The sequence below is a fragment of the Pseudactinotalea sp. Z1739 genome, from assembly GCF_049725055.1.
Classification (GTDB): domain Bacteria; phylum Actinomycetota; class Actinomycetes; order Actinomycetales; family Beutenbergiaceae; genus CALKWS01.
The window spans coordinates 307,447-321,354 of sequence record NZ_JBMPQA010000005.1 but is presented as its reverse complement, the minus strand read 5'-3'; the positions used below and the strand labels follow the sequence as shown (position 1 = coordinate 321,354).

Annotated in this window: 12 protein-coding genes; 3 read left to right on the top strand and 9 right to left on the bottom strand. The window is 64.7% G+C overall.

The window, feature by feature from the left end; all coding sequences use genetic code 11:
• A partial coding sequence (locus ACO0LV_RS09220; protein ID WP_424787592.1) for an IS1380 family transposase occupies window positions 1-1,361 on the top strand: 1,361 nt, incomplete at its 5' end.
• A 514-nt stretch (window positions 1,362-1,875) separates the two neighbouring features.
• On the opposite strand, the gene ACO0LV_RS09215 is transcribed toward ACO0LV_RS09220, so the two are convergent.
• The 7 genes from ACO0LV_RS09215 to ACO0LV_RS09185 all read right to left on the bottom strand — a co-directional run bounded on the left by ACO0LV_RS09215 (window position 1,876) and on the right by ACO0LV_RS09185 (window position 8,578).
• Window positions 1,876-3,033, bottom strand: coding sequence for a Gfo/Idh/MocA family protein (locus ACO0LV_RS09215; protein ID WP_424787591.1), 1,158 nt, complete (start codon window positions 3,031-3,033; stop codon window positions 1,876-1,878).
• On the bottom strand, window positions 3,030-3,344 hold the full coding sequence (locus ACO0LV_RS09210) for an EthD family reductase (protein WP_424787590.1): 315 nt from the start codon (window positions 3,342-3,344) through the stop codon (window positions 3,030-3,032). Before ACO0LV_RS09210 ends, ACO0LV_RS09215 begins: the two co-directional genes overlap by 4 nt.
• 112 nt (window positions 3,345-3,456) lie before the next feature.
• Window positions 3,457-4,290 (bottom strand): phosphoenolpyruvate hydrolase family protein, encoded by an 834-nt coding sequence (locus ACO0LV_RS09205; protein WP_424787589.1) that lies wholly within the window; start codon window positions 4,288-4,290, stop codon window positions 3,457-3,459.
• Entirely contained in the window at window positions 4,283-5,548 is a 1,266-nt protein-coding gene (locus tag ACO0LV_RS09200; RefSeq protein WP_424787588.1) for a Tm-1-like ATP-binding domain-containing protein, read from the bottom strand. Before ACO0LV_RS09200 ends, ACO0LV_RS09205 begins: the two co-directional genes overlap by 8 nt.
• A complete protein-coding gene (locus ACO0LV_RS09195) occupies window positions 5,545-6,369 on the bottom strand; it encodes a carbohydrate ABC transporter permease (RefSeq protein WP_424787587.1) in 825 nt (274 codons plus the stop codon). Before ACO0LV_RS09195 ends, ACO0LV_RS09200 begins: the two co-directional genes overlap by 4 nt.
• Window positions 6,366-7,139, bottom strand: coding sequence for a carbohydrate ABC transporter permease (locus tag ACO0LV_RS09190; RefSeq protein WP_424787586.1), 774 nt, complete (start codon window positions 7,137-7,139; stop codon window positions 6,366-6,368). The genes ACO0LV_RS09195 and ACO0LV_RS09190 overlap by 4 nt, the downstream gene beginning before the upstream one ends.
• A 164-nt stretch (window positions 7,140-7,303) precedes the next feature.
• A complete protein-coding gene (locus ACO0LV_RS09185; protein WP_424787585.1) occupies window positions 7,304-8,578 on the bottom strand; it encodes an ABC transporter substrate-binding protein in 1,275 nt (424 codons plus the stop codon).
• Between the two features lie 234 nt (window positions 8,579-8,812).
• Between ACO0LV_RS09185 and ACO0LV_RS09180 the strand changes: the two genes are divergently transcribed.
• Both ACO0LV_RS09180 and ACO0LV_RS09175 read left to right on the top strand, forming a co-directional pair.
• Window positions 8,813-9,964, top strand: a complete 1,152-nt coding sequence (locus ACO0LV_RS09180; protein ID WP_424787584.1) for an ROK family protein — start codon at window positions 8,813-8,815, stop codon at window positions 9,962-9,964.
• Between the two features lie 25 nt (window positions 9,965-9,989).
• Window positions 9,990-11,204, top strand: coding sequence for an MFS transporter (locus tag ACO0LV_RS09175; RefSeq protein ID WP_424787583.1), 1,215 nt, complete (start codon window positions 9,990-9,992; stop codon window positions 11,202-11,204).
• A 1,325-nt stretch (window positions 11,205-12,529) separates the two neighbouring features.
• Here ACO0LV_RS09175 and ACO0LV_RS09170 read toward each other — a convergent pair.
• Both ACO0LV_RS09170 and ACO0LV_RS09165 read right to left on the bottom strand, forming a co-directional pair.
• Window positions 12,530-13,051, bottom strand: coding sequence for a type II toxin-antitoxin system VapC family toxin (locus tag ACO0LV_RS09170; RefSeq protein WP_424787582.1), 522 nt, complete (start codon window positions 13,049-13,051; stop codon window positions 12,530-12,532).
• On the bottom strand, window positions 13,044-13,790 hold the full coding sequence (locus ACO0LV_RS09165; RefSeq protein ID WP_424787581.1) for a hypothetical protein: 747 nt from the start codon (window positions 13,788-13,790) through the stop codon (window positions 13,044-13,046). The genes ACO0LV_RS09170 and ACO0LV_RS09165 overlap by 8 nt, the downstream gene beginning before the upstream one ends.
• Window positions 13,791-13,908: the final 118 nt, after the last annotated feature.

The following is a 13,908-nucleotide window of genomic DNA, read 5'->3' as shown; positions in this document are numbered from 1 at the left end:
ATGACCCCAATCTCGTGTCGGCCGCTGGGCTGGTGCCGTTGATGGCCCTGGCCCGTAAAGCCGACCTGAGTGTTCTGGCGCAGGAGCGGTTAAGTATCGCTGGTGACAAGGGTGCCAATGCTGGTGCGAAGATCTCCTCGCTGGTGGCCGCGATGGCCGCCGGGGCGGACAGTATCGATGACATGGCCCTGTTACGTCATGGGGCGATGGGCAAGATCTTCACCCGCCCCTACGCGCCTTCGACCCTGGGGTCGTTCTTGCGGTCCTTCACCTTCGGGCACGTGCGCCAAGGCGATGCGATCGCCTCGCGGTTCCTGGGCAAGTTGGCCCAGCACGCCGACCTGCTCGGCGATGCCGCCGATACCGGGCCGGTGATGGTCGATATCGATGACACCATCATCGAAGTCCACGGCTATGCCAAGCAGGGCGCGGGGTTCGGCTACTCCGGGGTCCGCGGGCTGAACGCACTGCTGGCCACCGTCTCGGGCGCCTCCTTCTCCCCGGTGATCGCCGCCCAGCGGCTCCGCAAGGGCTCCACCGGCTCACCCCGCGGGGCCCAGCGACTGGCTACCGATACGTTGGCGCTGATCAAGCGCACCCATCTGGCCGGACGGGCAGTGCTGGTGCGCGGCGATGCGGCGTTCTACTCCCAAGAACTGGTGGCCGCCTGCCACAAGGCCGGAGCGCAGGTGTCGATCACAGTGCGGATGGACCCGGCGATCAAGCGCGCCATCGCCGCCATCGCCGAGTCGGCGTGGGAGACGATCAAGTACACCGAGGCGATCTTCGATGAGGCTACCGGCAAGTGGATCTCACGGGCTGAAGTTGCTGAGATCGACTACACCGCTTTCACTTCCAAGAAGAAGGCCCAGCACATCCCCGGGCGTCTGGTGGTGCGCCGCATCCCAGAATTGAACCCGAAGAAGGACACCGGGCAGGGCGCCCTGTTCGAAACGTGGCGCTTCCACGCCTTCTTCACCACCAGCAGCACCGACGAGCGCGACACTGTGGTTGCTGATCAGGTCCACCGGGCCCACGCGATCATCGAAAACGTCCACGCCGATCTGAAGGCCGGGCCGCTGGCGCACCTGCCCTCAGGGGTGTTCAACGCCAACGCCGCCTGGCTGGTCTGCGCGGTTATGGCCTTCAACCTCACCCGCGCCGCCGCCACGACCACCCGGGCCGCTGACCTGGCCCGGGCCCACACCGCCACGATCCGGCGCAAGTTGATCAACATCCCCGCCCGGGTGGCCTCCTCAGCCCGGCGCCTGCGACTACATCTGCCAACCAACTGGCCCTGGCACCAGGCCTGGACGAACCTTTACGACCACGTCCTGCCGGCCCGAGCACCATCCACCTGAGCGCCAACTCCTGCACCGACGACCAAGGAACCCCAAGTGGAAAAGCCGGACAGACCGGCGATTTACCCCTGCCCTTGCAGCGTTTCGAGCATCTCAGCCCAGATCAACTCGCCTTATCGCCCCATCGGTGGATCGAGGTTAAGGCACCAACCTTTTGTCCGGCATCGCTACGTGCGGTCGTTGCGGTGCTGGCCTTGTATTGGCCTCGTCCCCGGCGACGGGCCATTGAGGACTGTGTCCTCGGATAACGCCTCTGCTGCCCGAGATTTGAGTGAATCGCCTAGCCCGCAAGCAACCGCTCACGCTCCTCCGGACCAGTCCGTACGACGAGTCTCGCGATTACCGATTCATCAGCGATGGCTACGTGGACACCGGAAGCCCGCAGGCCTCTCCGTTACTGATCCACGCTACTTGCGAACCTCTCGGGCCATACACACGATCCGTCGTTGGCGTTCAGCCCACCGAGAACTCCAGGTCGGGTCATGAGGTGCGGGGGCCCCGCTCACTCATCAGGTCAGGCGCGGCTCCGGTACTGGGGAACCGCGATCCGCAAGCCGTCGTTCATCGCAGACTCATGGGCGCAGATCCCCGGTGCTGTCCATTCGGCTGCAGTCACCGGCCCGATCAGAGGCGGTCGCTCGTCGATGATGGATGAGATGAATTCGTGCACGAGGTGCGGATGGGACCCGCCGTGCTCGGCCGACTTCCAGATGGGTATGCCACCGTCCGCTGGAACGACCTCGTAACGGTCCACGAACCGTCGTAACGGTTCCGGAAGCAGTTCGGTCCCATCGTCGATCTCAAGTTCGCCCGTGTGCGAGCGCCGCCCGCGGAGGCCGGTGTCAGCCTGATGGGGGTCCAAGTCCTGAAGTTCATAGGTCAAGGGTCGGTCCTTTTCGACCACGGGCCACTCCACCGAGGCCTTGCTGCCGTATACGGTGAATCCCTCGATGTAGGGCCGCGCTGCCTTGAAGAAGGACATCGTGACCTCGGGGACCAAGTCGTGCCCGGCGAGCCGAAAAAGGCCCACCTCGGTAGGAAAGGGGTTACCTGAGTCGCCGATCCGAGCCTCATCGAGACGCCCGGTTCCATAGGCGACGACGTCCTGCACTCCAGCTCCGGTGAGTTTGAGGGCTGGTGAGAGCGCGTGGGTGATGTACTGCATCGGCGGGAAACCGAGCCAGTACGGCGGGTAACCGTCCAAGTTCTGGATGTGAACGCCCTTGTAGACCGTCAACTCCCCCAGGGTGTCGTCGTGGAGCATGTTCTCGACTGCCCGGAACTCCCGGGCGTAGACCGAGGTTTCCATCATCATGTACTGCTTGCCGCTCGCCACCTGTGCCTCGATGATCTCCTCGATGTCTGAAAGGTCGGTGGCCATCGGGACCGCGCACGCCACGTGCTTTCCGGCCCGCAGGGCGGCGAGGGTGTACTTCGAATGAAAGGAGACCGGGGCGAGGATGTGGACAGCATCCCAGGCGGGGTCAGCCAGCATGTCCTCATAGGCGGTGAATCGGGCCTCGACTCCATAAACGTTGCCCACTCGTTCCAGGCGCTCGGTCGAGAGGTCCACGAGTGCAACCTTCCCCACTCCGGGGTGCGCCTGGTAGATGGGCACAAAGGCCTCACCGAACCCGAGTCCCACGACGGCTACGTTGGCTGGCTTCCTCATACCAGCGAGACCTCGCTCTCCTCGCCGTAGACGAACGTCGCGCCACCGGTAGCGAACTTCGCCACGTCGGCCGCCGCCGCCTGGCCTTCAGGTGAGGCCAGGATGTCGTCGAATTGCTCCTTCGTCTCGGCATACAAGTCGGCGACGAGGTAGACGTTCTCGAACTCTCCCTGCTGCCGGTCCGGCTTGGTCAGGGTCCAGCGCACCAGGCCCTTCATCTTGCGTGCGATGGGGATGTGGATGTTCTCGTAGTAGGAGTCGAACTCCGCCGTGTTCTCCGGCGTCCCGTACAGCACGCTCACTCGATACATGGATCCTCCAATTGTTGGTCGTCACGTAGTTGAGAACTTCAGTTGTTGACTGGCTAAGCAATGAGGCACTCCGCGATGATTTCCGTACCCACTTTCCGAGCCGTAACTGCAGTCACTGAGACAGTGAGATATCCGCGTAGGAGCGCATGTGGTCCACCATCGCCGTCTCTGTGGGCAGCCGTTCCATGCTGGAGGCGCCGAGGAAACCGTGGACGCCGGCAGCCTTGGAGATCACATGGCGCGCCTCCTCCGGTCCCGCGATGGGCCCGCCGTGGCACAAGACGATGGCGTCAGGCCTGATGCCCGCGATGACCTGCTGGAGGGCGGCCACCTGTGTTGTGGCGTCGTCGAGGGTCAGCGCCGTCTCCGCGCCGATCATGCCCGAGGTCGTCAGGCCCATGTGCGGCACGAGGATGTCGGCGCCTGCCTCGGTCATTGCCGTCGCTTCCGCCTCGTCAGAGACGTAAGCCATAGTCAGTAGGTCCCGTTCGCGCGCGTGGCGGACGAGGTCGACCTCCTTGTCGAACCCAAGGCCGGTCTCTTCGAGGTTCGCCCGGATGATCCCATCGAACAGGCACACGGTCGGATAGTTCTGCACTCCGCTGAACCCCTCCTTTACCACCTCGTCGAGGAAGCGGGGGATGGACCGGAACGGGTCGGTGCCGCACACACCCGCGAACACCGGAGTTCGGTGTACCACCGGTAGGACCTCTCTGGCCATTTCCATCACGATGGCGTTGGCGTCGCCGTACGGCATGAGCCCAGCCATCGAGCTTCGCCCAGCCATCCGGTAACGCCCGGAGTTGTAAATGACGATGAGGTCGAGTTCTGCGGCCTCGGCGCACTTTGCGGACAGTCCCGTCCCGGCGCCACCGCCAATGACGGGCCGGCCGGAACGAATCTTCTCGTGCAGTCGGGTGAGTACCTGGGTTCGGCTGTCAGACATGTTCGCCCTTCTCGATGTGGTCCAGAATGAGTGTGGAAATGGTCTCGGCGACCACTGGGGCGTTGATGTCGGTATCGAGGACCACGACCACTACCTCCGAGTTCAGCCCCGCCCGAAGGCTCTCGATCAAGGCCTCGTCGGCGGCCGGGTCGTGGAACGGCGCTCCGGCCACCGAGATCATCGACACCCCGCGAGTGGGAATCACGACCGCTCGGTAACCTCGCGCTTGGTTCAGCCGCTCAGCGAGGGAGGCGCCCAACTGGGCGCACTCCTCCGGGTTGGTCCGCATGAGCGTGACCTCCGGGTTGTGTTCGTAAAATAGGCGGCCCTCTAGGTGCGCCGGGACGGTCGATCGGGGGCCGAAGTTGACCATGTCGAGCGCGCCGAGACTGACTACCTGGGGGATCCCCGCTGTTCCCGCAGCGGTCAGCCGGTCCGGCCCTGCGGAGCAGACGCCACCGAAGAGTTCGTCCGCCAGTTCCGTAGTGGTCATGTCGGCCACGGCCTGGATTTGGCCCGATCGCACCAATGCCTCGAGTGCTCGTCCGCCGGCACCGTTGGCATGAAAGCTCAACGGCTCGGCCGACCCCTGCAACTGCTTGGTTAGGTGGCTCGCACACGGGGTGGTGACACCGAACATGGAGATCGCTACTATCGGGGCGTCCTGGACCGCCTGACCCTCCGTCGGTGCGGCCATTCCGACGACGCCGCGGGCGGCGTTGCGAAGAATCGGCCTAGTGATGCGGTTGAGGCCGTTGATATCCACGATCGGGTTCATCATCGTCAGGTCGGTGGAACCGACGTACGGACGGGTGTCGCCGGAAGCCATAGTTGAAACGAGGACCTTGGGGAACCCGACGGGCAATACCTCGCTGATACGGGCCATGATGTATGCCGCGTTGGAACCGCCGACGGCGAGCACCCCCGCGACCGCGCCCTCCTCCACGAGTTCCCGCAGGTGGTCCGCGGCGCCTGCGGCCATGGCGCGCATGCCTGGGCCGCGCTCACCGGCGCGCTGCAACTCCTCGATCGAGGTCCCGTGCTTGGCTGCCACGGACTCGCGGGGGATGTCCGCGGCTAGGGTCGGCTCGCCCAGCACGCCGATGTCGATGAGCAGGACCTGCTGCCCGGTGCTCTCGACCTCCTCCCGTAGAAAGGCGTACTCCGCGCCCTTGGTGTCGAGCGCTCCAACCAGGGCGATCGGCTTGGCATCGCGGCTAGAGTCCAACTCCAGCACGCGCTCATTGGTCGAGGTCATTTCACAGCTCCCACGGATAGACCCTCTACGAGGTATCGCTTGGCAATGAGGAAGACGAGGAGCAGAGGCAACGACGTGAGTAGCGCCAGCCCCATCATCTGGTTCCAATTGACGCCGTACATTGAGACCTGCTGCGCGAGCAGACCACTGACCGGCATCGAACTGGGATCGAGCAGGGTGGTGGCGTAGATGAACTCACCCCAGGTCATGATGAACAGCAACGAGGCGACAGTCGCGATGCCGTTGGGTAACAGCGGGACGACGATCGAGCGGAAAGTACGGCGCTGGCTCGCGCCGTCGATCTGTGCGGCCTCGTACAACTCGGTGGGGATGGCCAGCACGAACGGGCGCAGCAGCAAGATCGCGAACGGCAGAAATAGTGCGGTGTCGGCCAGGACCAGCCCGGCGATGGAATTCACCAGTCCCCAGTTGGCCAGGATCCCGTATATCGGGATGACCGCCATTGGCTGGGGAACCATCTGGAGCACGAGGAAGATGCCCAGGGCGATCGCCCCCACCGTGACCCAGGTTGCCGAGACACGGCGCGCGATGGCGTACGCCGCCGGCACCGCGATGGCAACCACGGACACGGTTACGATGCTCGAGACCGCCAGGGAGATGCCGATGGAGTCCGTCGCGGCGGAGAAGATCGTTTCCAGGGTGTCGAAGGTCGGGGTGAAGATGATGCTGTTCGGCGCCCTGAGGACCTGGCTGTTGCTCTTGAAAGTGGTCAGGACTATCCAGAGCAACGGGACGGTGTAGATCACCGCCAGGACGAGCGTGAACCCGACAGGAAGCACGCTTCTCAAATGCCTGCTCACTGCTGCTCCTCCTTTCGCACGCCAAGGATGTATGGGATGGCCAGCACGGCGATGATCAGCATCGATAGAGCAGCGATGGTGCTGCCGACGCCGAAGTCGTAGCTTGAGAACGCTGTGGTGTAGGCAAAGTAGGGCAGCGTGTTCGTCACAGTCCCGGGCCCCCCGCTAGTCATCACGAACACAAAGTCGAAACTTCGGAACGAGTGGAGGATCGTCAGGATCAGTAGCACTCCGAAGGTAGGACGGAGCAACGGCAGGATCACACTCACCGTGGTCCGGATCGGTCCAGCGCCGTCAATGGCCGCCGCCTCGAGCACCTCTGGGGAGATCCCAAGCAAACCGCCGCGGATGACGAGGATCGCGAAGGGAAGCGCCGCCCACGCGGTGACAAAGGTGACTGACCCGAGCGCGACCTGCGGCGAACTCAGCCAGTTGACCGACCCGACACCTAGGAGTCCCAGCATGGCGTTGACCACTCCGTCACCGGAGAGCATGAACTTCCACACAGAACCGGAGACAAGGGGCGGCAGTGCCCAGACGAAGACGGACAGCGCGAGCACCCCCGAGGCGAGCCGGCCCCGGCGTGCGAGCGCCATCGCACCGAGGTAACCCAAGACCAGGTTGGAGGCGATCAGTCCGACGGTCAGGATGGCCGTCGCTCGGACGGACTGCCAGAACACGTCGCTGGCGAGGACATTGCGAAAGTTCTCCAGTCCGAGGAACTCCCACTCCCCGATTAGGTCGGTCGGGCCCACCGAACTGAAGGCCATCCGCACCATCTCGATGAGCGGGTAGACCGACAGCGCAGCGGCAACGAGGATCGCGGGCAACAGGTACGGAGCCGGTGAGGGAGGCGCCAGAGCCTTACGTTTGCGCTTCCGTTCTGCGCCTTCGGTGTCCTCAAGGGTCGAGGTAGAAGCAGCGCGTGCCATTGTTAGCAACCGCCGCCGCCCGCCTCGCGTGCCTCCTCAATCGCGGTGACGGCTGCTTCGGCGGCCTCGGCCCCCGAGGACTGCCCGGAGATAACCGCGCTCACGGCCTGACCGAACTGGAGTTGCATCTCGCCGGTCTGTTCGTTCGCCGGCCAGGTGCCTGTCTCGGCAGCGGCCTCGACGAACGGGATCACGAGTTCGTTGGCCCCTAGGTCCAGGTTCTCGGCTACATCCGCTCGCATGGGGATCTGGCCGGAGTGCTCGTAGTTGATCTCTGACCCTTCGGCTGACATGAACGCCGTCTCGATATAGGCCCAGGCGAGGTCTGGGTTCTCGGAGAACTCACCGATGGCGATCCCCTCACCGCCCGGGAATACGTGGCTGCCCTCGGACCCTGCCGGGTAGCGCGTGGTTCCGATCTCGAAGTCCGCGTCCGGTACACCGCCGAGCTGCCAGTTTCCGTTGATCGCGAAGGCATAGTTGCCCGTCATGAACGGCTGCCAGGCATCGGTCTGGTCCCAGGTTGCCGCGTCCTGCGGAATGATCCCGCTGTCTGCCCATGACTCCACGCGTGAGAACACTTCCGTTGTGTCTTCGACGGTGATGTTGCAGTAATCGACGCCCTCACCAAGTAGTTGAGGGAACGTCACCCAGGCGGTTCCGACGTCGGGAGCGCCCGAAAGGGCAAGTGGGGTGTAGCGTCCGTCCTCGTGCACGGCATTCAGGGCCGTGTCGAACTCCTCGATCGTGGTCGGGGGCTCAATGCCGATCTCGGCGAGGGCGTCCGCGTTGTAGTACAGGCCGAGGAGATTGGTGTAGGACATTACGTTGTAGATGCCGCCCTCGTACTCCCAGGTTGCGTTGTCCGGGAACTGCTCGGCGTCCTCGTACTCCGACCAGTACGAGCTCATGTCATACAGGACGCCGGAGCCGGCCAGTGTCGGGAAGTCGACCACGACATTGTCGAATACGACGTCCGGCCCGTCTTGGGTGGTCGCCGTGGACAGCAGGCGTTGCACCACCTGGTCCCCCGGCAGAGTCACGCTCTCTAGCGTGACCTCCGGGTAGGCGGCCTCGAAGAGTGCGTTCTGCTCCTCCAGCGCCGATATCTGGCCTGGGGTGGTGAAGTAACTCCACACTGTCAGCGTTTGGTCGCCATCGGCCTCGCCATCGCTTCCAGGCTCGGTATCGGTGTCGCCGCCCCCGCCTCCACAGGCGGCTAGGAGCAGCATGCTCGTCATGGCACTTGCGCCGATCAGCGTGCGACGTTGCCTCATCAGGTCACTCTCCCTTGGGTGGACTTCTGCCGGATTAACGACGACTGTCAATCTAACTCGTCCACCTATCAACGTCAAGTAGTTCTATTCTGTGGATCATCATCACGTGTAAGGTCGGGATCAGCGAAGGAGACGTGAAGGGATGCACGCGTGGGTCAGACGTCATTGCAGGTGAGCGCAGCGGTTCGTCAGGGAGGCGAGACAGTGCCCGTCCGTGTCTCACGGACCGGTGAGGTGTTGCAACTGGTACGCTCGGGCGCGGCGGCCACGACCTCAGAGATCGCCACCCTCATGTCGGTCGCCCGCTCGACGGTCGCCGAACGCATCGAACTTCTCGTCCGTAACGGACTGCTCGTGCCAGATGGCGAAGTCGCGCTCGGGCGCGGCCGACCCCCCATGCGTTATGCCTTCAATGCCGGTGCCGGCCTGGTGCTCGCCGTACAGTTGGGCATGTCGGGCTCCCGTGTGGCGATTACCGACCTGTCCGCCCAAGTCCTCATGAGCCGGACCGTCGACGTCAATTTGAGCCTCGGACCGCACCGAGTATTCGCCACCGTCCTCGACACCCTTGACGAGCACCTACTTGCCATCGGAGCCGCGCGCGATCAACTCCGCGGGGTTGGCCTAGGCATTCCCGGCAGTACTGAACTCGCCGCGGTACGCACGACCGGGAGGCGCGGGCCCCGGCAGTGGGAGGCCTTCGACGTGTCCGGCCATATGCGAGGAGCGCTCGAGGTCCCGGTCTACGTCGACCAGGACGTCAATCTGATGGCACTAGCCGAGCAACGCTCGTCATTCCCCAACGCGAGGGTGTTCGCCTGCGTCAAGGTCGGCACGACCATCGGCTGCGGCATCGTAATTAACGGCCAGGTGTTCCGTGGAGGCACAGGACTGGCCGGGGCGATCGCCCATACGCCGGTGAAGGGCAGCACCGCGCAGTGCGACTGTGGGAACCTGGGATGTCTCAACGCCACGGCGAGCGGTGCGGCGTTGGTGACCAGGCTACGGCGCGCAGACGGCGAATCGGCGTTGTCGGCGCGAGAACTCTCCCAGCGCGCAGCAGCCGGTGATATCGAGGCCATCCAGGCGATCCGGCAGGGCGGCCGTGAACTCGGGGAGGTCCTGGCCGGAGTAGTCAACCTGCTCAATCCCGAGGCCCTTGCCGTGTGGGGCTATCTTGACGACGCCGGCGACTACCTGCTCGCGGGGGTCCGCGAGTCGATCTACACCGGGGCGCTACCTGCCGCCAGCGAGTCCGTCACCATCGCGCATGCCGCACTCGGCGACGACGCCGGCGTCCAGGGCGCAGCCACCGCTGTCCTGGAGGAGATCCTGACGCCGTCGGTGGTCGATGGGTGGATCTATCACGCGGAGACGCGCGCATAGTGAGAGTCGCGCGCCCCGGGCGCCCATGAGAAGTTCTGCCCGCCCGGGCTTCTGGCACCAGCCCTGGGCCCGCCTAGCACTGCTGCTGACCGTGGTCGGATGGGGCGGCAACCAGTTCACCCCGCTGATGCTCCTGTACCAGGAGAGCCTCGACCTCTCGCTCGTGGCGGTCAACACCGTCCTGAGCGTGTACGTCCTCGGCCTGGTCCCCGCTCTGCTGGTCAGCGGCCCCGCGTCGGACCGGTTTGGGCCACGGCCGGTCACGACCCTCTCAGCGGTGGCGGCCCTGATCGGTTCGGCCCTTATGACCCTCGGGCCCAGCGATCCGGCATTCTTGCTGGTCGGAAGGTTCGTGACCGGATTGTCGGTGGGGATGGGGATGACAGCAGCCACGGGCTGGATCATCGAGATATCTCGACCCCCTTACGAACTCGCCGTAGCGCCTGGCGCTGGCGCTAGGCGCGCGGCAAGCGCACTGACCGTCGGATTCGGGCTAGGACCGACCGTCACCGCCGCCTGCGCACAGTGGGCACCCGCCCCGCAGGTACTCCCCTACCTACTGCACCTGGTTGTCGTTATCGTCGCTCTCACCGGCCTCCCCTCGGTGCCAGAGCCGTTACCACGCACGCGCCTGGGGCCGCGAACACACCGGAAGCCACGCCGCTCGTGCATCCCGCCCGGACACGTTCCACGCTTTCGTTGGGTGGTCCTCCCTGCGGCGCCGTGGATCTTCGGGGCGAACGCCATTTCCTTTGCCGTCGTACCGGTGACCGTCGCCGCAGCGGTCGGCCCCCACGCCGTGGGCTACGCCGCATTGCTCATCGCACTCACATTCTCGGCTGGTGTCGCGATACAGCCGCTCGCGCGCCGCCTCGATCATCCGGTACACGCTCACGCGACCGTCGCGGCACTGGTGATCCTCGCGTGCGGTATCAGCGTCGCCATCGCAGCCAGCGTGATGACCAGTCCAACATTGGGCATTCTCGCGTCGGTGCTGCTCGGCGCAAGTTACGGACTCAACCTGGTCTCCGGTCTGCGCGAGGTTCAGCGCATCGCTCCCCTACACCGCCGCAGCCTACTCACCGGGACCTTCTACGCGGTGAGTTACTCGGGCTTCCTGCTGCCCGCCGTCATGGCTGCTTTGACTCGCTGGCTCAATTACTCGGTCATGCTGTTCGTCCTTCTCGTGTTGGCCGTTGCCTGCCTCCTGCCCGTCACGGTCTCGGCTCGTCGGCGATGACATTGCCCCTTGCGACGTAGATCGCGAGTTTCATGACTCTTCCAGTTGGGCCAGTGGACCCAGTGCAGGGTGTGGGAGAGTCGACACCGGCTTCGACGAGCCTGTGGGTGAACGCAGGCGGTGAGTTGGACCAGCCCGGGCTGGATCGCTGACGCCTTGCTGGCGGCGTGCCCCGATTCCGTGCTCAAGAGGCATAGGTACTCATGGCGGTGGCCGCTCGCCAGCCCACGATCATCCGGGAGAAGACCTCGAAGATGAACGCGACGTGACCATGCCGGACCAGGTCGCGACGGCGACCAGAGTTGGTTCGGGGCGGTCACGGTCCCAGCACCAGCGAGTTGGCGGGCAATATCGACGGCCTGCGCGGCTGCCCCTTACCCGCAACTACTCCACCTCACCGCAGCCTCGTCCCCCGCTGCTCCAGCCAGGCACGAAAGATCCCTGCCTCGAGGCCCATTCAATGAGGCCCGGACGTTCTACGAGTCTGGCTGGCTTCGGCGCGTACCAGACGGCCAGCGGCTTAAGTCCGAGTCCTTTCGCTCATGCCAGACCGGCTGCTTCCCTGCGGGCCTCACAGCCTGAAAGGCGACGGCACCGCCAACCACTGCACCGATCGCGGCGACCCATGGAACAACTAGTGAAATCGGCCCCATCCACTTCGGGCTGATGCCGACTGCTTTGCCGACAAGCGATGCGGCTGCCTGTCGTGGTACCGAGATGCCTGCCGCGGCATGCGCCACCGCGGGCGTCAGGCCCGACAGGGTACGGAGTCCGTCTGCGAGATGACTCTGGACTGCTGCCCTGACCTCCTCGCTGGGTCGGGCCTTGCAGCTGCTCTGGCTGCTGTCCTTGGGGTGAAGCCAACGGTGAAAGTTCGACCGCCCTTCCCGCCGCGGCAGCAGCACCAGCGACCTTGACAGCGGGGGTGATCCCGCCGCTCCAGCCAAGGTCCGACGTTGCTAAATCGATGGGCCCGGGCGAGCGCAGTGGAATGATTCAATGGGATATCTATGAGGATTATCACTCTCAAACTCCCAATTTGCGGGTGCCGCCAACGCACCTACTGGGACCGGGTCATCCGCTGGTTCCAGGAGGGCGCACTCTCAAATAGGTGACGCCAGACACCGTCATGTTGACGCGTGCGCGTTCAGGCGAACGTCTCCACGAGCTTGACGCCGTCGCGGCCCCAATTCGAGGCGGGGCCGTCACTGGCACGTCTGGCAGGGACTACTGCGCGCGATAGGGCAGGTTGGGCTGTTCGTTGACGATCTCCTACCACTTGTGAGCGTTGGCGTCCCACGCAGCAGGCTCGACACGCACGGCGGTCAGCCCTCACCGCTTTCTGCAAGCGCGAATAGGTCGGGATCCCCGCCAGGGATGTACGCGTCCGGAGTGCGGATCGCGACATCCACGCGCCCTTCCACCTTGAGAAGGTCGTCGTCCCATGTGTAGAGGACATCGCAGGCCGCCTCGATGGCGCTTGCCAGGATCACGGCGTCGGCACCCTTGAGCTGGTGCGTGTGGGCAAGGTCCGCGGCCTGTTCGACGATGGTCCGCTCGACCTCCACCAGCATGAAGTTGCCGTTAGTGAGCCAGGCGCGGGCGTCCTTACGGCGGCGATACATCTCGTCGCGTTTCTCGGCGGTTCCCCTAATGGAGTGGGCTCCGAGCACCTCGGCCGGGACCAGCGCCGAGATGATCGCCTGGAGGCCGCCTGACGCGACCGCTTCGAACACCTGGACGCTGTGAGGGAACCGCTCCGGCTCGCCTGGGTCGTCGCCCCTACACAGCACGTTGACGAAGACGCACGAGTCGATCGCTACCTTCGGCACGACGACCTTAGCCACGCTGCCGCCTGATCCACTCGACAGAGTCGACGCCCTTTGGCAGGTCCCCGAGGGCGCCCACCACGTCGTGGACGCTCAAGTTCGTGGGGGCATCCAGCGCACGCAGACTACTGAGGGTCATGCGCTGCTTTGCACCGGCCGCGTCACGGAACAGTCGGCCACGGGCGAGCACGCGGGTACGGTCGTGGAAGAAGGCAAGCACCGGCGACTCGAAGTGCTGAGCGAAGCTGACCGTGACCGCCTTGCCCGACGTGGCGTCGATCATGCCGAACCGTGGTGAGGTCCCCCGGAGGCTGACGCTGTCGATCACGCCCTCAAGTGAGCCAAGTGACGGGAGCTCGACCTTGAGGAGGGATTTGGCTTGCTCTGCGATCTGTGACAGGGGGCGATGGGAGAAGCGGGCTCCTACACCGACCATCACCACTTCGGCGAGCCCATCCAGCGTCTCGATGCCAGACAGGGCCTCCCGGTTCCAGCCGCGGGGCAGCCGGCCGGCTTCCAAAGCTGCGAGGCCCTGCGCTAGCCCGTCGAGTTCGCGCTGCACCTCGTCCTCGGTGGCGACCATCGGACGCGCTGCCGTGTCGAGTGAACCCACGGACAGGCGGGTAAACGCCCACGACGCACTACTGGCACCCGAGGTGAGATCCTTCATCGCCTTCGCGAATCGCTCAAGCATCGCAGGATCAACCATCGGTGCAGGGATGGCGACCCGAACCGTCAATGCATCTCGCTCCGTCACGATGCCTCCCCACGCGCCTCGCCTGGCACCAAGCCTCCCATCAAGTGCGGACACGCACCAAAGAACGGGCACCGGATCCGCTGATACTCGCTCCCGATCACTGGCAAGCTGCCCCACA